Genomic DNA, 24,668 nt, shown 5'->3' with positions numbered 1-24,668 from the left:
CTCATTCCTGTTTGTAGGTCTCAGCGATGCCGGCCGGTCCTAGCCTTGTCAGGCAAGCGGCGGCGGTTTCACCTTGAAATCGTGCGCTGCGGATCATCGCCGCGACGCGGCTGATGCCGCGCGCGGCGTCATAGCCCGGCCTGTAGCCGGCAGGAAGGGCCTTTGCCGTCGCGTTCACGACAAGTCCGGCTCCATTTTCACCGCCGACAATTGTTAGTGCTGCTGGGCCGGGATGTGCGCAGCCCTTGGCGCAGCCGGAAACGTGCAGGGTAAAGTCGAGGATGTCCGCGTTCTCGGCGGCAATCGCCTCGGCGATGTCGCGGGTCGCGATCCGGCCGGACGCGCAGGCCGGCGTGCCCGGGCAGGCCGCGATGCGCGTGCGCGGGTCGGCGGGGGAGGTGACGAAGCCAAGGGTGGCGGCGGTGTCATGAAGGGATTGTTTGGCGTCCGCCGGCTGGCCCAGGAACAGCAGGGCGCGGCCTGGGACGAGGCGGATTTCGGTTGCGCCGAGGGCGAGAGCTTTTTGCGCGAGGCCGATGATTTTGTCCGCCGGCATGCTGCCGTAGGCTAGGCCGATGCCGAGGGCGTGGCCTTTACCCAGGCTGAAATAGCCAATGGGCGAATGAAAGCGCTCTACGGCGCCCCCCTCCGGCAGGACAGAGGGGGGCGCCATAGAGTGCCAGCCTGCAAGAGACTCCAATTGCCGCCTCGACAAATCCCGCGTGTGCGCCTCGCGGCCTTTCTCGGCAACCATCCGCAACGCCGCGACAGCAATGTCGCGCGCCGCATCCTCATCCGCCACAGCGAGTGGCTTGGCGGTCTGCCCATCACCCGCGACGGACACCCGCCACTGGATCCCCACATCGGTCCGCGTTGCAGCGAGCCGCACATCCGCCGTCACCGCATCCAGCGTCAGTTGCCCACCGCCGTCAACGACCACCGCAACCTTCGGCCCCAACCTTATTGCCAGCCCGGCTTCTTCAATGCCCATCCGAATGCACTCAGCCATCGGCCTCGGATCGGCGATCTCCCGCGGGTCAATGCCGGCCAGCGGGCCGGTCTCGACCGGGACGCCGGTGCGCACCGCGATGCCCAGCGCATCGACCTCCGCTGCCAGCAACGCAGCGCTTTCCATTGTCAGGCCGCGTATCTGCATGCTGCCGCGCGCCGTTACTTCCATGATGCCGTTGCCGTGCCGCAAGGCGGCTTCGGCCAGCTCGATCAAGAGCCTCGGCGATAGGCCTCCGGAGACCGGGTTGAGCCGCACCAGCAGGCCGTCACCTGTCTGCATCGGCGCCGACAAAGCAGGGCAGGCGCCACGGCGCAAGAAGGCGTTCATGCCGCGACCCCGAGCGCGTTGGCCTCGGCAATCAGCGCGGCGAGATCGTCGTCGATGGAATTGCGCAAGGGATGCCAGAGGCCGCGCCGGCGTGCCGACAGGAAGCGCTCGGCGATGACTTTGGCGGCGGCGGGATTTTCGCGCAGGATGAAGGCGCGAACCTCGGCGTCACCGAGATAGGCATCATGCACGGCCTCGATCAACGCGCCTGAAATGGCATGGGTGGCCTCGGCGAAGCCGACCAGCCGGTCGACCGTCTCGGCGAATTCGGAGGCGCCGCGCGGACCGTGGCGGATCTGCCCTGATATGAAGCGGGCGTTGACGGCACGGGCACGCACCACGCGCGACACCGCTTCGCCAACCGATCGCGGTTTCGGCTTCTGCGGGTCCGTGGTGTCGAGCACGATGACGTCGGCGTTCCTGCCGAGTGTGGCCAAGGCGGCCGAAAAGCCGCCGATGAAGGCGACGTCGGCGGAACCTTCGAGAATGTCGCGGCCGGGGTCGTCGCCGGTGTGGACCAGAAGATCGGCTTCGGCGATGCGGCCTTCAAACGCTCCGGGTGCCGAGACCCCTTCGCCGCCGGCGCCGCCATAGGCATGCGAGGTGGCGTCGAGATAGGCGCGGCCGATTTCTTCGCGCGCCGCCCAGTCGCCGCTGGACAAAATCTCTTCGATGCCGGCGCCGTAAGTGCCGGGCGAGGTGCCGAAGATGCGCGGGCTGACCTTGCCGTCGGCGCGGGTCCTGGCGGCGAGCGGGTTTTCTGATTCGTCCTCGTCGCGCGCTGCAACGGCGTTGGCGGCGGCGTCGATCAGTGCGATCTGGGTCGGGAACATGTCGCGGAACAGGCCTGATATGCGCCAGGTGACGTCGACGCGCGGGCGGCCGAGCGTCGCCGGCGGCAACACCTCGATGCCGTTGATGCGGCCGGTCGCGGTATCCCATTGCGGCCGGCAGCCCATCAACGCAAGGCCCTGCGCGATCTCCTCACCGCCGGTGCGCAGCGAGGCCGAGCCCCAGAGGTCTGTCACCAGGGAGCGCGGCCAATCGCCATGCGATTGCATGTAGGCGCGCACCACTTCTTCCGCCGCCGCCTTGCCGAGATCATAGGCGGTCGGGGTCGGCATGGTGCGCGGGTCCGACGTGAACAGGTTGCGGCCGGTGGGCAAGACATCGGAGCGCCCGCGCGCGGACGCTCCGGCCGGGCCCGCCTTGACGTGACGGCCATCGAGCGCGGCGAGCAGCGCGGCCTTCTCGGCTTCCGCGCTTTGCCGGCGCATGGGATCGGGCTCGTCGTCTGGGGCGCGACCATAGATATGCAGACCGTCCTTGATGGCAAAATCCTTGAGATCGCAGAGCCAGGCATCGATGCGGCGCAGTGCTTCGTCGGGCGCGTCGGTCTCGGCGACGCCGGCTTCGGAAGCGAGGCCGGTCTTTTGCGCGGTTTCGACAATCTGTTTCGCCAGCCGGTCACGACGACGGCGGTCGAGGCCGTCGGCCTGGGCATATTCGTCGACCAGCCGTTCGAGCTTGTGCTGGTCCTCGTCCAGTCCGGCGCCTGTCAGCGGCGGCGGCAGATGACCAAGCGTGACCGCGGCAATGCGCCGTTTGGCCTGTGCCGCTTCGCCGGGGTTGGAGACGATGAAGGGATAGATGACGGGCAGGGGGCCGGTGACGATCTCGGGGAAGCAGGCTTGCGAAAGCGCGACGGTCTTGCCGGGCAGCCATTCCAGCGTGCCGTGGGCGCCGACATGGATGAGAGCGTGGACGCCGAGCGATTCGCGCAGCCACAGGCCGAACGCGATCAAAGCGTGGCGCGGAGGCAGCGTCGGATCGTGGTAGTCGGCGCGGCGGTCCGCGGAACGGCCACGGTCAGGGGCGAGTGCGACGGTGATGTTGCCGAAATGCGCGGCGCGGAAGGCGAAGTGTTTTTTGCCTGATAGCGAAGGTCTTCGCGAGGCGCCCCCCTCTGGCAGGACAGAGGGGGGCGCCTCGCGAAGACCTGTCTCATCTTCCGCTCTGCCCCAAGCAGCCTCTACCGCAGCAATTGCCGTTGCCAGCAACTCCGTCGAAAAGGAGTGATAGTCGTCCAGCCTCAGCCCACCGTCGCCGCGCTCCAGCAAATCCAGCAATTCACGCGGCGTTTGCGGTATCGCGTCAACGGCATAGCCCTGTTCGCTCAAGTCCCGCAGCATGGCGATGACGCTGGACGGCACATCCAGCCCGACCGCATAGCCGGTGCGGCCGGGAGCACTGGGATAATCGGGAATGAGGATTGCCAGCTTGCGTTCGGCGCGCGGAGTCTGCTGCAAACGGATGAAGGCCGCTACGCGGCTAGCCACTTGCTCAACACGATCCAGTTCCGGCCGGTTGGCCAAGGCGCGGTGGCCCAGCGCCGGGTCGACATCGCTCTCGCCCTTGAAAGAGATGGCACCGGCAAGGATGCGGCCGTCGAGTTCGGGCAGCACGACATGCATGGCAAGGTCGGCGGGCGCCAGTCCGCGCTGATTGTTTTCCCACACGTCGCGGCGCGTGGTGGCGACGATGACCTGGAAGACAGGCACGCCGGCGCGGTCGAACAGGGTTTCCACGCCGGGCTCGGCGCCAGAAGCGAAAGCGGTCGCGGTGATGATGGCGGCGGGTTTCAGCGATGCGATGGTATTTTCGACGAACGCCAGGGACACCGGATCCTTGAGACTGGAAACGAAGATCGGGACCGGTGCCAGTCCCTGGGAGTGTAAAGTCTCGGCCAGCGCATCGATCGGGGCGACATCGGCTGCAAGCAGCATCGATCGGTAGAAGAGAATCGGGATGATGGGAGTGCTGGCATTTGAAAGGTCCGGCTGTTCTGCGACCCCCAATCCAGATTGATAGTAACCAGCTTTCGGCACGCTGACCGGACTGGCGACGGGCATATCTTGTCCAGCCAGGCCTGCCAGCCTGTGCACCAGGGCGCTCATATTGGCCGGGCCGCCCTCGCGGAAATAGCCGAGCAGGCCGTCGAGTTCGGCGCGCGGCAGCGTCGAGGCTTCGATCAGCCTGAGATCCTCGTCATGGCTTTCACCCGGAAGCAGTGCCAGTCTTATGTCGCGCTCGCGGGCGATTGCCGCGAGCTGGTCGCAGCCATAGCGCCACCAGTCGTAGCCGCCGAGGATGCGCACCATGATGACCTTGGCATGGCGGGCGACGCTGTCGATCCAGAGATCGACGGACATGGGATGGCGCAGGTCGCGCAGTGCGGCGAGCCGCATCGACGGCAGGCGATCGGCGTCGGCCTTCCATGCCGCCGCCAGTCCGGCGAGATCGCTGTCGGTGAAGGACAAGGCCACGATATCCGCCGGCGCCTGCCGGAGATCGACAGGCTCGGCGAGGTCGTCGAGCGAGGCGGAGGTCGTGGTGAGGATGTGCATCGCGGCCCGTGCCTGAAATCAGCCGGCGAGGATACGTTCGATCGCCGGACGGTTCAGCCCCTTGAGGCCGATGACGACGAGGCGCGAGCGGCGGTCGTCCCCGGCGGTCCAGGCCCGGTCGTAGTAATGATTGACGCGCTGGCCGACGGCCTGCAGCAGGAGCCGCATCGGCTTGCCACCGACCTCGACGAAGCCTTTCACCCGCAGCACGTTTTCCTGTTCGGCGGCGGCGGCGACGCGTTTTGCCAGGTCGTCGGGATTGGCGATCGAGGGGATGTCGACGATGAACGTGTCGAAGTCGTCATGCTCGTGGTCGAACGCGCCGTCATGATGGGATTTTCGGTTCTCGATGTCGTCCTCGACGGCGAGACCGAGCCCGAGCAGTACGGAGGGATCGACCTTGCCATAAGACGTCGGCACGATCTTCACTGCGCGGGCGGAGTGTTCGCCAATGATGGCATGGGCGCGGGCTGAGCCCTCGGCGTCCATCAGGTCGCTCTTCGACAGGATGATCAGGTCGGCGCAGGCGATCTGATCCTCGAACACCTCCTCGACAGGATCATCATGGTCGAGGCTTTCATCCCCGGCGCGCTGCGCCTGCAGGGCGTCCATGTCGTTGGCGACGCGGCCTTCGGCAAGTGCGGGACCGTCGACCACGGCGATGACGCCGTCGACGGTCACCCGGCTCTTCACTGTCGGCCACTGGAAAGCCTGGACCAGCGGCTTGGGCAAAGCGAGGCCCGAGGTTTCGATCAGGATATGGTCGACCTTCGGCGTCAGCGACAGGATCTGGTCGAGCGCCGGCACGAAATCGTCGGCGACGGTGCAGCAGATGCAGCCATTGGCCAACTCGACGATGTTTTCCTCTGGGCAGGTGTCGATGCCACAGCCTTTCAGGATTTCGCCGTCGATGCCGATGTCACCGAATTCGTTGACAATGATCGCGATACGCTTGCCGCCGGCGTTTTCCAGGAGATGGCGGACCAGGGTCGTCTTGCCGGCGCCGAGGAAGCCGGTGACGACGGTGCAGGGAACGCGGGAAACGGATGCGGTCATATCAAGTCTTTCAGCATGTCGAGGGGAGGGATGCGGGCCACGAGGCCGCGCTTGAGGCTATCGGGCCGGCCCCGCCAGGGAATGAGGCCGTCGCTGGAGGTGGCGAAGAGTTTCGCGCCAGTGACGAGATCGGCGCCGCTGGTCCTGGTCAGATCGCCGAATACATAGCTCCAGCAGCCGTCACGCAGGATCGCGGCGCTCAGTCGACGTTTGCAATTGCCGAGGCATTCGACGGTGCGGATGCGGATGTTGTCGCCCGAGGCGGCTCGGCGCGTATCTTCGGCCAAAAGTTCGCCGGCCCGGGGACGGGCGTCGGAGCCGCTCTCGTCGCGACAGGAGGCGCAGACGATGACAGTGATGCCGGCCAGGGAATCATCCTCGCCGGACGAAATGTCCATTGTTTCAGCCGAAAAACTGCTGTCGCGATCCAAATCAGGCTCCTTGCCCGGAAAACCCGCCGGGCGATCGGATACTTGCATTCCAGACGGCAGGTCTCCTGGCTCGCGGGTCATCGCCTTGGGTAGCCGCCTTCCCGGGACAATCCCAGTGGCTTTCGGCCTTGGCTCTTCGCTCACAGTTGCGGGGACAGCCGCGGATTTGGGATTTTCAATCCCGCACCGCATTCCCTCTTGGCTCCTCCCTTTGCCGAGAGGAGACCGTCTGGATCCGATTTAGGCTCTTGCGGGCAGCGGTGTCAACGCGAGCTTACGACACTGCGATGTCGGACAGCGCCGGGCCCAGGTCGCCGGCAGGCGTCACTTCGATGCGTTCGAGGCCAAGCCAGCCCTGCATCTGCTTCAATTCCTCGAAGAGCTGAGCGGCGGTATCGGGCGGTGCGCCGGGCTCGGCGTAAGCAGCATGGGCACGCAGGACACTTGCCGGCCGGTCTGCCTTGAGGTCGACGCGCGCCACGATCCTGTCGCCGAGCAGGAAGGGCAGGACATAATAGCCGTATTGGCGCTTGTCGGCCGGCGTGTAGATCTCGATCCGGTAGTGAAAATTGAACAGCCGCTCTGAGCGCGAGCGCTCGAAGACAACGGGGTCGAACGGCGCCAGCAGGGCGCGGGCCTCGATCTTGCGTGGCAATCGCGCGTCCCTATAGAGGTAAGCCGGCTTGTCCCAGCCCTCGACGCGGACCGGCAGCAACTCGCCGAGTTCGACCAGTTCCTCCAGGCGGCCTTTCATGTCGGCGGGGGAGAGTCGAAAATAGTCGCGCAGGTCGCCTGATGTCGCGATGCCGTGGGCGCGGGCGGAGATGCGCAGCAATTCACGATGCGCGTCCTCGGCGGCCGGTACTGGCAGGTCGAGAATCGCCTGCGGCAGCACGCGCTCTGGCAGGTCGTAGAAGCGCTCGAAGCCGCGCCGGTGCGCCGTGGTGATGCGCCCGGCCCAGAACAGCCATTCGAAGGCATGCTTGGCGTGGCTCCAGCCCCACCAGCCGCCGGAGCCTTTCTGGCCCTCCAGCGCGGAAGCGGCGACCGGGCCGCGCTGGACGACCTCGCGGTAGATCTCTTCTACGTAGGCGGCGTGCTCGCGGCCCCATTTGGCCAGCCCCAGATACATTTCATCGCCTTGCTCGGCGCGCTGCATGCGCCAGCGCATCAGCGGGTAGGTCTCGACCGGCAGGAACGAGGCCTCATGCGCCCAGTATTCGAAGACCGTGCGCTTGCGGGTCACGGCGGCGTTGTCGAGCAAAGCGAGGGGATAGGGGCCAAGACGCGAATAGAGCGGCATGTAATGGGCACGAACCACCGCACTGACGGAATCGATCTGCAGCAGGCCGGTGCGGGACAGAACGCGGGCGAAGTGGCGGCGGTCGGGCGTACCGGCGGGGCGGGGATCGAGAAACCCTTGAGCGGCGAGCGCGATGCGCCGGGCGGCGGCAAGCGAGATCTTTTCCTTCATGCGGATGCGTCTCTGATGGACCTGTCTAACGTCGTTGCGAGGCGTGATTCCAGCCCATGCTAGCAGGGTTTTGGCGGCAACCCTGTCAGGAGAGAAAAGTGGAGTAAATGGCGAAGGAAATCAAACAGGAGCGTATGGGACCAGTTTCTCCCGGATTGCCGTCCAGCTCGGTGTTTTGAACAAGGTTTGACTTGCTTCGCTGGAAGTGCTGCGCTAACCCTCGCCGCGTTGCAGCATAGGCTCCTTAAAACGGTTCAGCGGTTAAACTGTCACGCTTCCGCATTAAGCTCCGGTGCTGTAATCAACGTGGATTGGCGCCAACGGAAAGCCGCTGCATGAACGCACTCCTCAGTTCGTACCTGCCCATCGTCCTGTTTATCGGCGTGGCGCTGGTGGTCGGTCTGGCGCTGCTGGCTGCGCCCTTCCTGGTAGCCTACCGCAACCCGGATCCCGAGAAGCTGTCCGCCTATGAATGCGGATTCAACTCGTTCGACGATGCCCGCATGAAATTCGACATCCGCTTCTATCTGGTGTCGATCCTGTTCATCATCTTCGACCTGGAAGTAGCCTTCCTCTTCCCCTGGGCGGTGTCCTTCTCGAAGATTGGCATGCTCGGTTTCTGGTCAATGATGGTGTTTTTGGCGGTGCTGACCATCGGCTTTGCCTATGAATGGAAAAAAGGAGCGCTGGAATGGGATTGAACGACAGTTCAGGCACCCTCGTCGCGCCGAAGCCCAAGGGTATCATTGATCCCAACACCGGCAAGCCGGTGGGGGAGGACGATCCCTTCTTCCTCGAAATCAACAACGAGCTTGCCGACAAGGGTTTTCTGGTCACCTCGACCGAGGCGCTGATCACCTGGGCGCGCAGCGGTTCGCTGATGTTCATGACCTTCGGTCTGGCGTGCTGCGCGGTCGAAATGATCCACACCTCGATGCCGCGCTACGATTCGGAGCGCTTCGGTGTCGCGCCGCGCGCGTCTCCGCGCCAGTCCGACATCATGATCGTGGCTGGCACGCTGACCAACAAGATGGCGCCGGCGTTGCGCAAGGTCTACGACCAGATGCCGGAGCCACGCTACGTCATCTCGATGGGCTCCTGCGCCAATGGCGGCGGCTACTACCACTATTCCTATTCGGTGGTGCGCGGCTGCGACCGGGTCGTGCCGGTCGACATCTATGTGCCCGGCTGCCCGCCGAGCGCCGAAGCCCTGCTCTACGGCATTCTTCTGCTGCAGAAGAAAATCCGCCGCACCGGCACGATCGAACGGTAAATCCATGGCCGCATCCCTTACCGAACTGTCGACCTATCTCGGCGAAAAGCTGATCGGCCGCGTCAATGACGCGGTGCTCGCCTATGGCGAGCTCTCCATCAATGTCGAGCCGCGCGACCTGGTCGAAGTGATGACCTTCCTGCGCGACGATGCGCGCTGCCAGTTCATCTCGATCATCGATGTCTGCGGCGCCGACTATCCGTCGCGGGCCAAGCGCTTCGACGTCGTCTACCATCTGCTGTCGCCGAAACAGAATGTCCGCATCCGGGTCAAGGTGCAGGCCGACGAAGAGACGATGGTGCCGTCGATCACCGGCGTTTATCCAGGCGCCGACTGGTTCGAGCGCGAGACCTACGATCTCTATGGCGTGCTGTTCTCGGGCCACCCGGACCTGCGCCGCCTGCTGACCGATTACGGGTTCGAAGGCCATCCGCTGCGCAAGGATTTCCCGCTGACCGGTTTCGTCGAAGTGCGCTACGACGACGAGGCCAAGCGCGTGATCTATGAGCCTGTGGAACTGAAGCAGGAATTCCGCAATTTCGATTTTCTTTCCCCTTGGGAAGGCACCGACTATGTGCTGCCCGGGGATGAGAAGGCAAAGCAGTAAATGGCCGAAACCTCCGTCCGCAATTTCAACATCAATTTCGGCCCTCAACACCCTGCGGCGCATGGTGTTTTGAGGTTGGTGCTCGAACTCGACGGCGAAGTCGTCGATCGCGTCGATCCGCATATCGGCCTGCTGCATCGTGGTACGGAAAAGCTGATCGAGGCCAAGACCTATCTGCAGGCGGTGCCTTATCTCGACCGGCTCGACTATTGCGCCCCGATGAACCAGGAGCATGCCTTCGCGCTCGCCGCCGAGCGCCTGCTCGGCATCGAGGTGCCGAGGCGCGGCCAACTGATCCGCGTGCTCTATTGCGAAATCGGCCGCATCATGTCGCACATCCTCAATGTGACGACGCAGGCGATGGACGTCGGCGCCCTGACGCCGCCGCTGTGGGGTTTCGTCGAGCGCGAAAAGCTGATGGTGTTTTATGAGCGGGCCTCCGGCTCGCGCATGCATGCGGCCTATTTCCGTCCCGGCGGCGTCCACCAGGACCTGCCGCGCCAACTGGTCGAGGACATCGGCAAATGGATCGACCCGTTCCTGAAATCGCTCGATGACCTCGACAAGTTGCTCACCGGCAACCGCATCTTCAAGCAGCGTAATGTCGATATCGGCATTGTTTCGCTGGCCGACGCCTGGGCCTGGGGCTTTTCGGGCGTCATGGTGCGCGGCTCGGGTTCGCCTTGGGACCTGCGCAAGTCGCAGCCCTATGAATGCTATTCGGAAATGGATTTCGACATCCCGATCGGCAAGAACGGCGACTGCTTCGACCGTTATCTCCTGCGCATGGAAGAAATGCGCCAGTCGGCGCGGATCATGCGCCAATGCGTCGACCTGCTGCTCGGCAAGGAGAGCACCGGTCCGGTGTCGAACCTCGACGGCAAGGTGGTGCCGCCCAAGCGCGCGGCGATGAAGCGCTCGATGGAAGCGCTGATCCATCACTTCAAGCTCTACACCGAAGGCTATCGCGTGCCGGCCGGCGAGGTCTATGCGGCGGTGGAGGCGCCGAAGGGGGAGTTCGGCGTCTATCTGGTCTCCGACGGCACCAACAAGCCCTACCGCTGCAAGCTGCGCGCACCTGGTTTCGCGCATCTGCAAGCCATGGATTTCCTCTGCCGCGGCCACCTGCTGGCCGACGTCACCGCCGTTCTTGGCTCCCTCGACATCGTGTTTGGTGAGGTCGATCGCTAAATGTCAGTCCGCCGTCTCGCAGAAGCCAGCGTCCAGCCAGCCTCCTTCGCCTTCAACCGGGCGAATGCGGCGGCTGCCAAGCAATGGATCAAGAAATACCCCAAGGGCCGCGAGCAGTCGGCGATCATTCCGCTTTTGATGCTGGCGCAGGAGCAGGAAGGCTGGGTCACCAAGGCGGCGATCGAGACCATCTCCGACATGCTCGACATGCCCCGTATTCGCGGGCTCGAGGTCGCGACCTTCTACACGCAGTATCAGTTGAATCCCGTCGGCACACGCGCGCACATCCAGGTTTGCGGCACCACGCCGTGCATGCTGCGCGGCTCGGAAGCGCTGATGGATGTGTGTCGTTCGAAAATCCATCACGAGCAGTTCCATACCAACGACAAGGGCACCTTGTCGTGGGAGGAGGTGGAGTGTCTCGGCGCCTGCGTCAACGCGCCGATGGTCATGGTGTTCAAGGACACGTTCGAGGATCTGACGCCGGAACGGCTGGCCGAAATCATCGATCTCTACGATGCCGGCAAGGGGGCCTCGGTGGCGCCCGGACCGCAGAATGGCCGTACAGGCTCGGAGCCGGCCTCCGGTTTGACGACGCTCAAGAGCGAAAAGGCTATCCTCAAGTCGACCCGCGATCGGGAGGCCCGGGAAGCAGCCAAGGCTGCCAAGGCAGCACCCGGCGCGATCATCGCGGCGCCGGTGCCGCCACCGGCGGCTGGTGCCCCTGTCGCGCCGTCCAATGCCAGCAAGCCGAAGACCGACGCGCCTGAGACCAGCCCGGTGTTGAAGACGCCTTCAAAGGCCAAGGTGGCGCCGGCGACGGAGAAGGCGGCGAGCGTTTCTGCGCCGCTGCATTCGGCCGCCAATGCCAACAAGGCGGCGCCGGAAGTGGAGAAGGTCTCCAAGCAGCGCAGTGGACCGACGGTCAGGGCCGAACCGGCATCGGCCTTCAAGGCGCCGGAAGCCAAGGTGCCAGTCGCAAAGCCGGCAAAACCATCGCTGGAGGACAAGAACCGTCCGGCCGGTATCGACAGGCCGGCCGCGGTCGACGATCTCAAGCTGATCTCCGGGGTCGGTCCGAAGATCGAGGGTATCCTGCACACGCTGGGCATCTTCACCTTCGCGCAGGTCGCGTCGTGGAAGAAGGCCGAACGAGAGTGGGTCGACGGCTATCTCTCCTTCCAGGGCCGCATCGACCGCGACGACTGGGTCCGCCAAGCCAAGGCGCTCGCGAAGGGCGGCGTCGCCGAATACATCCGCGTCTTCGGCAAGAAGCCGGTCTGAGGGACGAAAAAATGCTTCAGGACAAAGACCGCATCTTCACCAATATCTACGGCCTCTTCGACAAGTCGCTGGCCGGTGCCATGGCGCGCGGCGCCTGGGACAACACGCCCGGCATCGTCGCCAAGGGGCGTGAGTGGATCGTCAACGAGATGAAGGCGTCGGGCTTGCGCGGACGCGGCGGCGCCGGCTTTCCGACCGGCCTGAAATGGTCGTTCATGCCCAAGCAGAGCGACGGCCGGCCGAGCTATCTCGTCATCAATGCCGACGAATCCGAGCCCGGCACCTGCAAGGACCGCGATATCCTGCGCAACGACCCGCACACGCTGGTCGAAGGCGCGTTCCTGGCCGGCTTCGCCATGGGCGCGATTGCCGCCTACATCTATGTACGCGGAGAATTCATCCGCGAGCGCGAGGCGCTGCAGCGAGCGATCGAGGAGGCCTACGAGGCCAAGCTGATCGGCAAGAACAATACGTCGGGCTATGATTTCGAAATCTATATGCATCACGGCGCCGGCGCCTATATCTGCGGCGAGGAAACGGCGCTGCTGGAAAGCCTCGAAGGCAAGAAGGGCCAGCCCCGGCTGAAGCCGCCATTCCCGGCCAATGTCGGCCTTTATGGTTGCCCGACGACGGTCAACAATGTCGAATCGATCGCGGTGGCGCCGACCATCCTGCGCCGCGGGGCTGCGTGGTTCTCGTCCTTCGGCCGGCCCAACAATGTCGGCACCAAGCTGTTCTGCGTCTCCGGCCATGTCAACAATCCGTGCACCGTCGAAGAAGCGATGTCGATCCCGTTCCGCGAACTGATCGAGACGCATTGCGGCGGCATCCGCGGCGGCTGGGACAATCTGCTCGCGGTCATTCCGGGCGGCGCCTCGGTGCCGCTGGTGCCGGCGGAGCAGATCATCGACACGCCGATGGATTTCGACGCGTTGCGCGATCTCAAATCCGGCCTCGGCACGGCGGCCGTCATCGTCATGGACAAGTCGACCGATGTCGTGAAGGCGATCGCGCGGCTTTCCTACTTCTACAAGCATGAAAGCTGCGGCCAGTGCACGCCGTGCCGCGAGGGTACCGGCTGGATGTGGCGGGTGATGGAGCGGCTGGTGCGCGGCGAGGCGCAGAAGCGCGAGATCGACATGCTGCTCGACGTCACCAAGCAGGTCGAGGGCCACACGATCTGCGCGCTGGGCGATGCGGCGGCATGGCCGATCCAGGGCCTGATGCGGCATTTCCGCGGCGAGGTGGAGCGGCGTATCGACGAATTTTCGCGCAACGCGCACCGGGCCGAACCGGTGATGGTGGCGGCGGAATAAAAAGAAACTTTTGAACTCGGGAAGAAAACGGGGCGGGACGAACGAAGAATCGACCAGGAGAACTCTATGGCGCCGTATTCGACACCCTACCCATTGATGCCCAATTTGGACCAGATCGAGAAGATGAACCAAGACCTGACCAGGATGCTGCCGAAGGAGATGGCCAACGCCGTCAACCTTTTCGCGCACCCTGTGGCGGGTGCGGTGGCGATGTCGGCGCTTGGCATGGGGCTCGCCAATCATGCGTTCGGCGTCTGGATGGGCGCGCTTTCGGGAGCCGCCGAGGCGTCACAGCGCCTCATGCAGCCGCTGATCGAGCATTTCGAAGCACGCGTCGAGCAATTCGAGGACGCGAACTCGTCATCCACCAGGGCGCGGGCGACGGCGAAGACCGTGATTGCCGAGGCGCAGTCGTTCGCCCAGGAAGTCACCGATATCGCAGCCAGGGAAACCGCCATCATCGCGCCGACCGCAAGCGCCGCTCCGGCAACAAGCGAGGCCGCCGATGTGCTGCTGCCCGAGGATTTCCGTCAGCCCAAGGCCATGGCGAAGCCCGCGAAGCCGTCCGACCTCAAGGCGATATCGGGCATCGGTCCGAAGCTGGAAAAAGTGCTGAACGGTCTCGGTATCTGGACGTTCGCCCAGATCGCGGCATGGTCGCCGCAGGAGATCGCCTGGGTCGACGATTATCTGTCGTTCAACGGCCGTATCGGCCGCGACGGCTGGACTGCCCAGGCCGCGGCGCTGGCCGCCAAGAAGTAAACGGAATATCGGGCGCTGGTTCTGTCGCGTCCGGGAAATGAGATTGCGGGAAATCCGCAGGGGTTTGAGACAAATGGCAAAGCTCAAGGTCGACGGGAAAGAAATCACTGTACCCGACCATTACACGCTGCTGCAGGCGGCCGAGGACGCGGGCGCGGAAGTGCCGCGCTTCTGCTTCCACGAGCGGCTGTCGATCGCCGGCAATTGCCGCATGTGCCTGATCGAGGTGAAGGGCGGGCCGCCCAAGCCGCAGGCCTCCTGCGCCATGGGCGTGCGCGACCTGCGCCCCGGTCCGAACGGCGAGCCGCCGGAAATCTTCACCAACACGCCCATGGTCAAGAAGGCCCGGGAAGGCGTGATGGAATTCCTGCTGATCAACCACCCGCTGGATTGCCCGATCTGCGACCAGGGCGGCGAGTGCGACCTGCAGGACCAGGCGATGGCCTTCGGCGTCGATTCCTCGCGCTACCACGAGAACAAGCGCGCGGTGGAAGACAAGTATATCGGCCCGCTGGTCAAGACGGTGATGAACCGCTGCATCCACTGCACGCGTTGCGTCCGCTTCACCACCGAGGTAGCCGGCATTTCCGAACTTGGCCTCATCGGCCGTGGCGAGGATGCCGAGATCACTACCTATCTCGAGCAGGCAATGACCTCGGAACTGCAGGGCAATGTCATCGATCTCTGCCCGGTCGGCGCGCTGACCTCGAAGCCTTTCGCCTTCCAGGCGCGGCCGTGGGAGCTGACCAAGACCGAATCCATCGACGTCATGGATGCCGTCGGCTCGGCGATCCGCGTCGATAGCCGCGGGCGCGAAGTGATGCGCATCCTGCCGCGCGTCAACGAGGCCGTGAACGAGGAATGGATTTCCGACAAGACCCGCTTCATCTGGGACGGCCTGCGCACGCAGCGCCTCGACCGCCCCTATGTGCGCAAGGACGGCAAGCTGGTTCCGGCGAGCTGGGCCGAAGCGTTCGCATCGATCAAGGACGCGGTTTCGAAGACGACGCCTGAGAAGATCGGCGCGATCGCGGGCGATCTCGCGGCGGTCGAGGAAATCTTTGCGCTGAAGCTTTTGATGGCTTCGCTCGGTTCGAAGAACATCGATTGCCGCCAGGATGGCGCCGCGCTCGATCCGGCGCTCGGACGCGCCAGCTATATCTTCAACCCGACCATCGAAGGCATCGAGCAGGCGGACGCGGTGCTGATCATCGGCGCCAATCCGCGCTTCGAGGCTTCGGTGCTCAATGCCCGCATCCGAAAGCGCTGGCGCCTCGGCAATCTGCCGGTCGGCGTCATCGGCGAAGTCGGCGACACGCGCTATGGCTACGAACAGCTGGGTGCCGGGCCGGATTCGCTGAAGGATCTGGCGGATGGCAACGGCAAGTTCTTCCAGACGCTGAAGAAGGCGACACACCCGCTGATCATCGTCGGCCAGGGCGCCCTGGCGCGCGCCGATGGCGCGGCCGTGCTCGGCCAGGCGGCCAGGCTCGCCGCTGCCGTCAATGCTGCCCGCGCCGACTGGAACGGCTTCGCCGTGCTGCACACTGCAGCCGCGCGCGTCGGCGGCCTCGACCTCGGCTTCGTACCGGGCGAGGGCGGCAAGGCCGTTGCCGGCATGCTGGGTGAGACGGACGTGCTGTTCCTGCTCGGTGCCGACGAGATCGACATGAGCAAGACCGGCGGCGCCTTCGTCGTCTATGTCGGCACGCATGGCGACGCCGGCGCACACCGCGCCAATGTCATTCTGCCGGCGGCGGCCTATACCGAAAAGTCGGCCACCTATGTCAACACGGAAGGGCGCGTGCAGCAGACCAACCGCGCCGGCTTCGCACCGGGGGATGCGCGCGAGGACTGGGCGATCCTCAGGGCACTGTCCGACGTGCTGGGCAAGAAACTGCCGTTCGATTCGCTGCCGCAACTGCGTGCCAAGCTTTATGGCGAATACCCGCATCTCGCCCGCATCGACCAGGTCGCGGCTGGTAATGCCGAGGACATCGCCAGGGTCGCGAAGCTAGGCGGACGGCTGAACAAGGGCACCTTCACCTCGCCGGTCAAGGATTTCTATCTGACCAATCCGATCGCGCGGGCATCGGCCGTGATGGCGGAATGCTCGGCACTGGCCAAGAGCGGCTTCAAGCAGGCGGCGGAATAAGCATGGACACCTTCTTCTCCTTCTACGTGCTGCCGGCGCTGCTGATCCTGCTGAAGTCAGTCGTGCTGATCGTCGTGCTGCTGATCTTCGTCGCCTACATCCTTTACGCCGACCGCAAGATCTGGGCGGCCGTGCAGCTTCGCCGTGGTCCGAACGTCGTCGGCCCCTGGGGCACGCTGCAGGCCTTCGCCGATTTGTTGAAGTTCGTCTTCAAGGAGCCGGTCATCCCGTCAGGCGCCAATAAGGGCGTCTTCCTGCTGGCGCCGCTGGTCTCGGCCGTGCTGGCGATCTCGGCCTGGGCGGTCATTCCGGTCAGCCAGGGTTGGGCGATCGCCAACGTCAATGTCGGCATCCTTTATGTCTTCGCCATCTCGTCGCTCGAGGTCTATGGCGTAATCATGGGCGGCTGGGCGTCCAACTCGAAATATCCGTTCCTCGGTGCGCTGCGGTCGGCGGCCCAGATGGTGTCCTATGAAGTCTCGATCGGCTTCGTCATCGTCACCGTGCTGCTCACCGCCGGCTCGCTCAACCTCAGCGATATCGTGCTGTCGCAGCAGGGTGGGCTCGGTACGCGGCTTGGCCTGCCCAACACGTTCCTCGACTGGAACTGGCTGGCGCTGTTCCCGATGTTCATCATCTTCTTCATCTCGGCGCTGGCCGAGACGAACCGTCCGCCTTTCGATCTGGTCGAAGCCGAATCGGAGCTGGTCGCCGGCCACATGGTCGAATATTCGTCGACGCCGTTCCTGCTGTTCTTCCTCGGCGAATATGTCGCCATCGTGCTGATGTGCGCGCTGGCCACCATCCTGTTCCTCGGCGGCTGGCTGCCGCCCTTCGACTTCGCGCCTTTCACCTGGGTGCCCGGCGTGATCTGGTTCGTGCTGAAGGTTTGCTTCGTCTTCTTCGGCATCTCGATGGTGAAGGCCTTCGTGCCGCGCTACCGCTACGACCAGCTGATGCGGCTGGGCTGGAAAGTGTTCCTGCCGATCTCGCTGTTCATGGTCGTCGCCACGGCGGCCTTCCTCAAGATCACGGGGTTTGCGTGATGTCCGCTTTGTCTCAAGCCGCAAAATCGCTGCTGCTGCAGGATTTCGTCAGCGCCTTCTTCCTGTCGATGCGCCAGTTCTTCGCGCCGAAGGAGACGATCAACTATCCGCACGAAAAGGGGCCGATCAGCCCGCGCTTCCGGGGCGAGCATGCGCTGCGCCGCTATCCCAACGGCGAGGAACGCTGCATCGCCTGCAAGCTGTGCGAGGCGATCTGCCCGGCGCAGGCGATCACCATCGAGGCCGGCCCGCGCCGCAATGACGGCACGCGCCGCACGGTGCGTTACGACATCGACATGGTGAAGTGCATTTATTGCGGCTTCTGCCAGGAAGCCTGCCCGGTCGACGCCATCGTCGAGGGGCCGAATTTCGAATTCGCGACGGAGACGCGCGAGGAACTCTACTACGACAAGGACAGGCTGCTGGCGAATGGCGACCGGTGGGAGCGCGAACTGGCGCGCAACATCTCGCTGGATGCGCCGTATCGCTGACATTTGACGCATGGACGGGGCGAGGGGCCTCGTCTAAGGACAAGCAACTTGCCAGCCGGAGGCGGCGGCAGAAAATCGGATAGGCGCAAGCGTCGTGTCCGGACAGGAACCCGGGGGATCCCCAATGCTGAGTGGACTAGAGGCGGCCTTTTTCTACCTCTTCGCCTTTGTCGCGGTGGCGTCGGCGTTCATGGTCATTTCGTCGCGCAACCCCGTGCATTCGGTGCTGTTCCTGATCCTGACCTTCTTCAACGCGGCCGGCCTGTTCATGCTGACCGGCGCCGAGTTCCTGGCGATGATCCTGCTTGTCGTCTATGTCGGCGCCGTCATGGTGCTGTTCCTGTTCGTCGTCATGATGCTCGACGTCGACTTCGCCGAGATGAAGGAAGGAGCCCTGCAATACGCGCCGATCGGTGCGATGGTCGGGCTGATCCTGGCGGCGGAGCTGATCGTCGTGCTGGGCGGCTACACCTTCGCGCCGAAGCTCGCCTCGACGGTCGCAAAGCCCATTCCGGATCTCGCCGCGCGCTCGAATACAGCAGCGCTCGGCGACATCCTCTATACCGACTACCTCTACTACTTCCAGATTTCGGGCCTCATCCTGCTGGTCGCCATGATCGGCGCCATCGTCCTGACGCTACGCCACAAGGAAGGAGTCAAGCGGCAGTCGATCGCAGCCCAGGTCGGCCGCACGCCGGCGACCGGCATGGAAATCCGCAAGGTCAAGTCGGGCGAAGGAGTCTGAGATGGTCGTCGGCATCGCACATTATCTGGCCGTATCGGCGATCCTGTTCACGCTCGGCGTGTTCGGCATCTTCCTCAACCGCCGCAACATCATCGTCATCCTGATGTCGATCGAATTGATCCTGCTCGCCGTCAATATCAACTTCGTCGCCTTTTCGGCGGCGCTCGGCGATCTGGTCGGCCAGGTGTTCGCGCTGTTCGTGCTGACGGTCGCGGCGGCTGAGGCCGCAATCGGACTTGCCATTCTCGTCGTCTTCTTCCGCAACCGTGGCTCGATCGCGGTCGAAGACGTGAACGCCATGAAGGGTTGACGGAACCACCATGTATCAGGCCATCGTCTTCCTTCCGCTGCTCGGCTTCCTGATCGTCGGCCTGTTCGGCACGTCGCTCGGTGCCAAGGCATCCGAATACATCACCTCCGGCTTCCTGGTGATCGCGGCCGTGCTGTCATGGGTCGCCTTCTTCAGCGTCGGTTTCGGCCATGGCGAGGTGTTCACCGTGCCGGTGCTGCACTGGATCCAGTCCGGCGGCCTGGACGTCTCCTGGGCGCTGCGGATCGACACGCTGACAGTGGTGATGCTGGTGGTGGTCAACACCGTGTCGGCGCTGGTTCACATCTATTCGATCGGCTACATGCACCACGATCCGAACCGGCCGCGCTTCTTCGCCTATCTGTCGCTGTTCACCTTCGCCATGCTGATGCTGGTGACGGCCGACAACCTCGTGCAGATGTTCTTCGGTTGGGAAGGGGTGGGCCTCGCGTCCTACCTGCTGATCGGCTTCTGGTACAAGAAGCCGTCGGCCAATGCCGCCGCCATCAAGGCCTTCGTCGTCAACCGCGTCGGCGATTTCGGCTTCGCGCTCGGCATTTTCGGCCTGTTCGTGCTGTTCGGCTCGGTCAATCTCGGCACGATCTTCGCCAATGCGGCGACGTTCATTCCTGCTGAAGGCGCGCCGCAGGGTGCCGCCGTGCTCACCTTCCTCGGCCATGCGCTGGACAAGCAGGCGGCGATGACCGTCGTCTGCCTGCTGCTGTTCATGGGCGCCATGGGCAAGTCGGCGCAGGTGCCGCTGCACACCTGGCTGCCGGACGCCATGGAAGGCCCGACGCCGGTGTCGGCGCTCATCCATGCCGCCACCATGGTGACCGCCGGCGTGTTCATGCTGGCGCGGCTGTCGCCGCTGTTCGAATTGTCGCATTCGGCGCTGACGGTGGTGACCTTCATCGGTGCCTTCACCGCCTTCTTCGCGGCGACCGTCGGCCTGGTCCAGAACGACATCAAGCGCGTCATCGCCTATTCGACCTGCTCGCAGCTCGGCTACATGTTCGTGGCGCTCGGCGTCGGCGCCTATGGCGCGGCGATCTTCCACCTGTTCACGCACGCCTTCTTCAAGGCGCTGCTGTTCCTTGGCTCGGGCTCGGTCATCCATGCCGTCTCCGACGAGCAGGACATGCGCAAGATGGGCGGCTTGAGGAAGCTGATCCCGACCACCTACTGGATGATGGTGATCGGCACTCTGGCGCTGACGGGCGTCGGCATTCCGGTGACCGTTATCGGTACCGCCGGCTTCTTCTCCAAGGACGCCATCATCGAGACGGCCTTTGCCGGGCACAATTCGGTCGCGGGGCTGGCCTTCGTGGCCCTGGTCATCGCCGCCGGCTTCACCTCCTTCTACTCCTGGCGGCTGATCTTCATGACCTTCCATGGCGAGCCGCGGGCGAGCCACGAGGTGATGCATCACGTCCATGAATCACCGCCGGTGATGCTGGTGCCGCTGTTCATCCTGGCGGCCGGCGCTTTGTTTGCCGGCATCATCTTCCACGGCGCCTTCATCGGCGAGGGCTATGCCGAATTCTGGAAGGCCTCGCTGTTCACGCTGGCGGACAACCACATCCTGCACGAGATCCACGAACTGCCGCTGTGGGTCGAGCTCTCGCCCTTCGTCGCCATGCTGATAGGGCTCGCGGTGGCCTGGCAGTTCTACATCCGGTCCCCGGAAATGCCGAGGAATCTCGCTGCCCAGCATCGCGGACTCTACGCCTTCCTGCTCAACAAGTGGTATTTCGACGAGCTTTACGACTTCCTGTTCGTCCGGCCGGCCAAGCGTCTCGGTTCCTTCCTGTGGAAGACCGGTGACGGGACCATCATCGACGGGCTCGGGCCGGACGGCATTTCGGCGCGCGTCGTCGATGTCACCAACCGCGTCGTCAAGCTGCAGACCGGCTATCTCTATCACTATGCCTTCGCCATGCTGATCGGCGTTGCCGCACTCGTCACCTGGATGATGCTCTGATGACCGCCTGGCCAATCCTCTCGCTGGTCACCTTCCTACCGCTGGTTGGTGTGCTGCTGATCCTGTTCATCAACGATGACAGCGAAAACGCGCGCCGCAACATCCGCGCGATTGCGTTCATAACCACGGCGTTCACCTTCCTGGTGTCGCTGTTGATCTGGACCGGCTTCGACAATTCGCAGGCCGGCTTCCAGTACGTCGAAAAGGTCGCCTGGCTCGACTCCGGCATTTCCTACCATTTGGGCGTCGATGGCATTTCCATGCTGTTCGTCATCCTGACGACCTTCCTGATGCCGCTTTGCATCCTGGCGTCGTGGGAAGCGATCGAGAAGCGCGTCAAGGCCTACATGATTGCCTTCCTGCTTCTGGAAACGCTGATGATCGGCGTGTTCTGCGCTTTGGACATCGTGCTGTTCTACGTCTTCTTCGAAGCCGGCCTGATCCCGATGTTCATCATCATCGGCGTGTGGGGCGGCAAGCGGCGCGTCTACGCCTCGTTCAAATTCTTCCTCTATACGCTGGCCGGCTCGGTGCTGATGCTGCTCGCCATCATGGCGATGTTCTTCCAGTCCGGCACCACCGACATCCCGACGCTTTTGACGCACAACTTCCCGGCCAACATGCAGACCTGGTTGTGGCTCGCCTTCTTCGCCTCCTTCGCGGTGAAGATGCCGATGTGGCCGGTACATACCTGGCTGCCCGACGCGCATGTCGAGGCGCCGACGGCAGGCTCGGTCATCCTGGCCGCCATCCTCTTGAAAATGGGCGGGTACGGCTTCCTGCGCTTCTCCCTGCCGATGTTCCCGCTGGCGTCAGAGATGTTCGCGCCGCTGGTGTTCACGCTTTCGGTCGTCGCCATCATCTACACCTCGCTGGTGGCGCTGATGCAGGAGGACATGAAGAAGCTGATCGCCTATTCCTCGGTCGCCCATATGGGCTTCGTCACCATGGGCATCTTCGCCATGAACCAGGAAGGCGTGCAGGGCGCGATCTTCCAGATGCTCAGCCACGGCCTGGTCTCGGGCGCGCTGTTCCTGTGCGTCGGCGTCATCTATGACCGCATGCATACCCGCGAGATCGCCGCCTATGGCGGCCTCGTCAACAACATGCCGAAATACGCCACCGTGTTCATGATCTTCACCATGGCCAATGTCGGCCTGCCTGGCACGTCAGGCTTCGTCGGCGAGTTCCTGACCATGCTCGGCGTGTTCCGCGTCAACACCTGGGTGGCGTTCTTCGCCGCCACCGGCGTCATCCTATCGGCCGCCTACGCGCTTTGGCTCTATCGTCGGGTGATCTTCGGCGCACTAACCAAGGACAGCCTGAAGGGACTGCTCGATCTGTCGACCCGCGAGAAGGCGATCATCTATCCGTTGGTCGTGCTGGTCATCTTCTTCGGCGTCTATCCCGCACCCGTCTTCGACGCGACGGCCCAGTCGGTCAAGTCGCTCGTCACCAATGTCACCGCATCCATCGGCGCCGCGCAGACCGCGGCGGCGAACTGACCCAGGGGTTTTGCGAACCATGACGCCGGACCTTCTCTCCAGCCTGTCGCTCTCGACGCCCGAGCTGATCCTTGCCATCGGCGCGCTCGCGCTGCTGATGGTCGGGGCCTATTCGCGTTCCAACACCGCCAATACGGTGACCGGCCTTGCCGTCGCCGTGCTGGTGATCGCAGGCGCCTGGCTGATCTTCCACGCCGGGCAGGGCACCGCCTATGGCAATGCCTTCATCCAGGATTCCTTCGCCCGCTTCATGAAGGTGCTGGCGCTGGTCGGTTCGGCGGTGACGCTCATCATGTCGATGCGCTTTGCCAAGGCGGAGCGTTTCGACAAGTTCGAATATCCGGTGCTGATCCTGCTTTGCACGCTCGGCATGATGCTGATGATCTCGGCCAACGGCATGATCGGGCTCTATCTCGGCCTCGAACTGCAGTCGCTGGCGATCTACGTGCTGGCGGCGATCAACCGCGACAATCTGCGTTCGACCGAGGCAGGCCTGAAATATTTCGTCCTCGGCGCGCTGTCCTCGGGCATGCTGCTCTATGGTATCAGCCTGGTCTATGGTTACACCGGCAACACCGGTTTCCAGGAGATCGCCACCGCACTTGGCGGCGGCGAGCGCCAGCTTGGCCTCGTCGTCGGCCTCGTCTTCGTGCTGGCCGGGCTTGCCTTCAAGATCTCGGCGGTGCCGTTCCACATGTGGACGCCAGACGTCTATGAAGGTGCGCCGACGCCGGTGACGGCCTTCCTGGCGGCAGCGCCGAAAATGGCGGCGATGGCGCTGATCGTGCGCGTCACCATGGGCGCGTTCAAGCCGATCGCTTCCGACTGGCAGCAGATCATCGTCTTCATCTCGATCGCCTCGATGGCGCTTGGCGCTTTCGCCGCCATCGGCCAGACCAACATCAAGCGGCTGATGGCCTATTCCTCGATCGGCCATATGGGCTACGCGCTGGTCGGCCTCGCCGCCAACAGCCAGGCCGGTGTGCGCGGCGTCGCCATCTATATGCTGATCTACCTGGTGATGACGTTGGGCACCTTCGCCTTCATCCTCGCCATGCGGCGCAAGGAAGGTAATGTCGAGCAGATCAGCGATCTCGCCGGCCTGTCGTCGACCAACCCTGTGATGGCGACGATCCTGACGGTCCTGATGTTCTCGCTGGCCGGCATTCCGCCGCTCGCCGGCTTCTGGGGGAAGTGGTACGTCTTCCTCGCAGCCATCAACGCCAATCTCTACGCGCTGGCGATCATCGGCGTGCTGGCCTCGGTGGTGGGCGCCTACTATTATCTGCGCATCATCAAGATCATGTGGTTCGATGAGCCGGTCGGCGGCTTCGTGCCGATGGCCAGCGAATTGCGTGTCGTGCTCGGCGTCAGTGGCGCGTTCGTGCTGTTCTATGTGCTGATCGGCGGGCCGATCGGCACCTATGCCGAAGCCGCCGCCAAGACATTTTTCTGACGGGATGGCATTTCGGCTGGCTCCAACCTCGGCGTCGGAAGGGTTCCGGCTCGAAGCGCATGACAGTGTCGGCTCCACCAACGCGCTGGCGCTGGACCATGCCCGGGCGGGCGACCCGGGCAAGCTCTGGGTCGTTTCCAAAAAACAGGAAAGCGGGCGCGGCCGGCGTGGCCGTGCCTGGGCAACGCCGGAAGGCAATCTGGCGGCGACGCTGCTTGTCATCACCGCCGGCGAGCTTCGCCTGGCCGCGACGCTCGGCTTTGTCGCCGGGCTGGCGCTGGCGGACGCGCTCGACGCGGTGGTGCCGAAGAGCCGCATCGCGATAGGTCTCGACGGTGCGAGCCAGGGACGGAACCGCTTCGAGCTGAAATGGCCAAACGACGTGCTCGCCTCCGGGGCCAAGCTCGCCGGCATCCTCTTGGAGTCGGCGATGCTTGATGGTGGCCGTTTCGCGGTGGCGGTAGGCATCGGTGTCAACGTGGTGGCGCACCCGCAGGATTTGCCGTATCCCGCGACATCGCTTCATGCGTTGGGTGCGGCTTGCGATGCCGAAACGCTGTTTCTGGCGCTGTCGGATGCCTGGAGCGAGAATGCCCGCCTTTGGGACGAAGGGCGTGGCCTTGCCGCCGTCAGGAAGCGTTGGCTGGCCCGCGCAGCTGGCCTTGGCGGCGAGGTTGCTGTCAGAATTGACGGTAATGTGGTGCGCGGCGTCTTCGAGACCATTGACGAGGACTGCCGTTTCGTGATCCGCGACGATGAAGGGTCTGTTCTGACGATCGCCGCCGGCGATGTGCATTTCGGCGCGGTCGCGTCCGCGCGGGTATAGTTTTGTTCTT

General features: G+C 64.0%; 21 protein-coding genes and 1 riboswitch. Of the genes, 16 read left to right on the top strand and 5 right to left on the bottom strand.

Annotation, left to right across the window (positions count from 1 at the left end):
• Position 1: 1 nt before the first annotated feature.
• The 5 genes from cobG to FJ492_RS04735 form a co-directional block, all read right to left on the bottom strand.
• Positions 2 to 1,339, bottom strand: coding sequence for a precorrin-3B synthase (cobG, locus tag FJ492_RS04755; RefSeq protein WP_140768735.1), 1,338 nt, complete (start codon positions 1,337 to 1,339; stop codon positions 2 to 4).
• Complete coding sequence (gene cobN, locus FJ492_RS04750) at positions 1,336 to 4,746, bottom strand: cobaltochelatase subunit CobN (protein WP_140768733.1); 3,411 nt, start codon at positions 4,744 to 4,746, stop codon at positions 1,336 to 1,338. The genes cobG and cobN overlap by 4 nt, the downstream gene beginning before the upstream one ends.
• Before the next feature lie 18 nt (positions 4,747 to 4,764).
• Positions 4,765 to 5,802 (bottom strand): cobalamin biosynthesis protein CobW, encoded by a 1,038-nt coding sequence (gene cobW / locus FJ492_RS04745; RefSeq protein ID WP_140768731.1) that lies wholly within the window; start codon positions 5,800 to 5,802, stop codon positions 4,765 to 4,767.
• Positions 5,799 to 6,233 (bottom strand): DUF1636 family protein, encoded by a 435-nt coding sequence (locus FJ492_RS04740; protein WP_140768729.1) that lies wholly within the window; start codon positions 6,231 to 6,233, stop codon positions 5,799 to 5,801. The genes cobW and FJ492_RS04740 overlap by 4 nt, the downstream gene beginning before the upstream one ends.
• A gap of 37 nt (positions 6,234 to 6,270) precedes the next feature.
• A riboswitch (cobalamin riboswitch) is annotated at positions 6,271 to 6,478 on the bottom strand.
• Positions 6,479 to 6,507: 29 nt separating this feature from the next.
• The gene (locus tag FJ492_RS04735) at positions 6,508 to 7,707 is read right to left on the bottom strand and encodes a winged helix-turn-helix domain-containing protein (protein ID WP_140768727.1); all 1,200 of its coding nucleotides are present in this window, start codon (positions 7,705 to 7,707) and stop codon (positions 6,508 to 6,510) included.
• A 335-nt stretch (positions 7,708 to 8,042) separates the two neighbouring features.
• Between FJ492_RS04735 and FJ492_RS04730 the strand changes: the two genes are divergently transcribed.
• The 16 genes from FJ492_RS04730 (at position 8,043) to FJ492_RS04655 (ending at position 24,658) form a co-directional block, all read left to right on the top strand.
• Positions 8,043 to 8,408 (top strand): NADH-quinone oxidoreductase subunit A, encoded by a 366-nt coding sequence (locus tag FJ492_RS04730; protein WP_010910112.1) that lies wholly within the window; start codon positions 8,043 to 8,045, stop codon positions 8,406 to 8,408.
• Positions 8,399 to 8,980: an NADH-quinone oxidoreductase subunit B gene (locus FJ492_RS04725; protein WP_027145296.1), complete on the top strand. Its 582-nt coding sequence runs from the start codon at positions 8,399 to 8,401 to the stop codon at positions 8,978 to 8,980. The genes FJ492_RS04730 and FJ492_RS04725 overlap by 10 nt, the downstream gene beginning before the upstream one ends.
• Positions 8,981 to 8,984: 4 nt before the next feature.
• Positions 8,985 to 9,587 (top strand): NADH-quinone oxidoreductase subunit C, encoded by a 603-nt coding sequence (locus FJ492_RS04720; RefSeq protein ID WP_140502561.1) that lies wholly within the window; start codon positions 8,985 to 8,987, stop codon positions 9,585 to 9,587.
• The gene (locus FJ492_RS04715) at positions 9,588 to 10,778 is read left to right on the top strand and encodes an NADH-quinone oxidoreductase subunit D (RefSeq protein ID WP_027145294.1); all 1,191 of its coding nucleotides are present in this window, start codon (positions 9,588 to 9,590) and stop codon (positions 10,776 to 10,778) included.
• Positions 10,779 to 12,062, top strand: coding sequence for an NADH-quinone oxidoreductase subunit E (locus FJ492_RS04710; protein WP_140502563.1), 1,284 nt, complete (start codon positions 10,779 to 10,781; stop codon positions 12,060 to 12,062).
• Positions 12,063 to 12,073: 11 nt separating this feature from the next.
• On the top strand, positions 12,074 to 13,378 hold the full coding sequence (gene nuoF / locus FJ492_RS04705; protein WP_015317342.1) for an NADH-quinone oxidoreductase subunit NuoF: 1,305 nt from the start codon (positions 12,074 to 12,076) through the stop codon (positions 13,376 to 13,378).
• Positions 13,379 to 13,444: 66 nt separating this feature from the next.
• The gene (locus FJ492_RS04700; RefSeq protein ID WP_140768725.1) at positions 13,445 to 14,140 is read left to right on the top strand and encodes an NADH-ubiquinone dehydrogenase; all 696 of its coding nucleotides are present in this window, start codon (positions 13,445 to 13,447) and stop codon (positions 14,138 to 14,140) included.
• A 73-nt stretch (positions 14,141 to 14,213) separates the two neighbouring features.
• Entirely contained in the window at positions 14,214 to 16,295 is a 2,082-nt protein-coding gene (gene nuoG, locus FJ492_RS04695; protein ID WP_140716009.1) for an NADH-quinone oxidoreductase subunit NuoG, read from the top strand.
• 2 nt (positions 16,296 to 16,297) lie between these two features.
• Positions 16,298 to 17,341 (top strand): NADH-quinone oxidoreductase subunit NuoH, encoded by a 1,044-nt coding sequence (nuoH, locus tag FJ492_RS04690; RefSeq protein ID WP_023763315.1) that lies wholly within the window; start codon positions 16,298 to 16,300, stop codon positions 17,339 to 17,341.
• Positions 17,341 to 17,832 (top strand): NADH-quinone oxidoreductase subunit NuoI, encoded by a 492-nt coding sequence (gene nuoI / locus FJ492_RS04685; protein WP_027025978.1) that lies wholly within the window; start codon positions 17,341 to 17,343, stop codon positions 17,830 to 17,832. Before nuoH ends, nuoI begins: the two co-directional genes overlap by 1 nt.
• Before the next feature lie 124 nt (positions 17,833 to 17,956).
• The gene (locus FJ492_RS04680) at positions 17,957 to 18,577 is read left to right on the top strand and encodes an NADH-quinone oxidoreductase subunit J (protein ID WP_027145289.1); all 621 of its coding nucleotides are present in this window, start codon (positions 17,957 to 17,959) and stop codon (positions 18,575 to 18,577) included.
• A gap of 1 nt (position 18,578) precedes the next feature.
• A complete protein-coding gene (nuoK, locus tag FJ492_RS04675) occupies positions 18,579 to 18,887 on the top strand; it encodes an NADH-quinone oxidoreductase subunit NuoK (RefSeq protein WP_027145288.1) in 309 nt (102 codons plus the stop codon).
• 10 nt (positions 18,888 to 18,897) lie between these two features.
• Positions 18,898 to 20,871 carry an NADH-quinone oxidoreductase subunit L gene (gene nuoL, locus FJ492_RS04670; protein ID WP_140768723.1) on the top strand — a complete coding sequence of 658 codons (1,974 nt, stop codon included), beginning with the start codon at positions 18,898 to 18,900 and terminating at the stop codon, positions 20,869 to 20,871.
• Entirely contained in the window at positions 20,871 to 22,376 is a 1,506-nt protein-coding gene (locus FJ492_RS04665; RefSeq protein ID WP_140502568.1) for an NADH-quinone oxidoreductase subunit M, read from the top strand. The genes nuoL and FJ492_RS04665 overlap by 1 nt, the downstream gene beginning before the upstream one ends.
• 19 nt (positions 22,377 to 22,395) lie before the next feature.
• On the top strand, positions 22,396 to 23,832 hold the full coding sequence (gene nuoN, locus FJ492_RS04660) for an NADH-quinone oxidoreductase subunit NuoN (protein WP_140502569.1): 1,437 nt from the start codon (positions 22,396 to 22,398) through the stop codon (positions 23,830 to 23,832).
• Positions 23,833 to 23,836: 4 nt separating this feature from the next.
• The gene (locus FJ492_RS04655) at positions 23,837 to 24,658 is read left to right on the top strand and encodes a biotin--[acetyl-CoA-carboxylase] ligase (RefSeq protein WP_140768721.1); all 822 of its coding nucleotides are present in this window, start codon (positions 23,837 to 23,839) and stop codon (positions 24,656 to 24,658) included.
• The last annotated feature ends 10 nt before the right edge of the window (positions 24,659 to 24,668 follow it).

Source organism: Mesorhizobium sp. B2-5-4, assembly GCF_006441095.1.
Classification (GTDB): domain Bacteria; phylum Pseudomonadota; class Alphaproteobacteria; order Rhizobiales; family Rhizobiaceae; genus Mesorhizobium; species Mesorhizobium salmacidum.
The sequence above is the reverse complement of the archived record's forward strand: the minus strand, read 5'-3'. Positions and strand labels throughout refer to the sequence as shown.

Bases quoted from the DNA above. Each gene is read 5' to 3' on its own strand.
- FJ492_RS04655 (WP_140768721.1), top strand. From the start codon at position 23,837: ATGGCATTTCGGCTGGCTCCAACCTCGGCGTCGGAAGGGTTCCGGCTC.
- nuoL (WP_140768723.1), top strand. From the start codon at position 18,898: ATGTATCAGGCCATCGTCTTCCTTCCGCTGCTCGGCTTCCTGATCGTC.
- nuoH (WP_023763315.1), top strand. From the start codon at position 16,298: ATGGACACCTTCTTCTCCTTCTACGTGCTGCCGGCGCTGCTGATCCTG.
- FJ492_RS04730 (WP_010910112.1), top strand. From the start codon at position 8,043: ATGAACGCACTCCTCAGTTCGTACCTGCCCATCGTCCTGTTTATCGGC.
- FJ492_RS04680 (WP_027145289.1), top strand. From the start codon at position 17,957: ATGCTGAGTGGACTAGAGGCGGCCTTTTTCTACCTCTTCGCCTTTGTC.
- cobG (WP_140768735.1), bottom strand. From the start codon at position 1,339: ATGAACGCCTTCTTGCGCCGTGGCGCCTGCCCTGCTTTGTCGGCGCCG.
- FJ492_RS04700 (WP_140768725.1), top strand. From the start codon at position 13,445: ATGGCGCCGTATTCGACACCCTACCCATTGATGCCCAATTTGGACCAG.
- nuoI (WP_027025978.1), top strand. From the start codon at position 17,341: ATGTCCGCTTTGTCTCAAGCCGCAAAATCGCTGCTGCTGCAGGATTTC.
- nuoG (WP_140716009.1), top strand. From the start codon at position 14,214: ATGGCAAAGCTCAAGGTCGACGGGAAAGAAATCACTGTACCCGACCAT.
- FJ492_RS04735 (WP_140768727.1), bottom strand. From the start codon at position 7,707: ATGAAGGAAAAGATCTCGCTTGCCGCCGCCCGGCGCATCGCGCTCGCC.
- nuoF (WP_015317342.1), top strand. From the start codon at position 12,074: ATGCTTCAGGACAAAGACCGCATCTTCACCAATATCTACGGCCTCTTC.
- nuoK (WP_027145288.1), top strand. From the start codon at position 18,579: ATGGTCGTCGGCATCGCACATTATCTGGCCGTATCGGCGATCCTGTTC.
- FJ492_RS04715 (WP_027145294.1), top strand. From the start codon at position 9,588: ATGGCCGAAACCTCCGTCCGCAATTTCAACATCAATTTCGGCCCTCAA.
- cobN (WP_140768733.1), bottom strand. From the start codon at position 4,746: ATGCACATCCTCACCACGACCTCCGCCTCGCTCGACGACCTCGCCGAG.
- FJ492_RS04725 (WP_027145296.1), top strand. From the start codon at position 8,399: ATGGGATTGAACGACAGTTCAGGCACCCTCGTCGCGCCGAAGCCCAAG.
- nuoN (WP_140502569.1), top strand. From the start codon at position 22,396: ATGACGCCGGACCTTCTCTCCAGCCTGTCGCTCTCGACGCCCGAGCTG.
- cobW (WP_140768731.1), bottom strand. From the start codon at position 5,802: ATGACCGCATCCGTTTCCCGCGTTCCCTGCACCGTCGTCACCGGCTTC.
- FJ492_RS04665 (WP_140502568.1), top strand. From the start codon at position 20,871: ATGACCGCCTGGCCAATCCTCTCGCTGGTCACCTTCCTACCGCTGGTT.
- FJ492_RS04710 (WP_140502563.1), top strand. From the start codon at position 10,779: ATGTCAGTCCGCCGTCTCGCAGAAGCCAGCGTCCAGCCAGCCTCCTTC.
- FJ492_RS04720 (WP_140502561.1), top strand. From the start codon at position 8,985: ATGGCCGCATCCCTTACCGAACTGTCGACCTATCTCGGCGAAAAGCTG.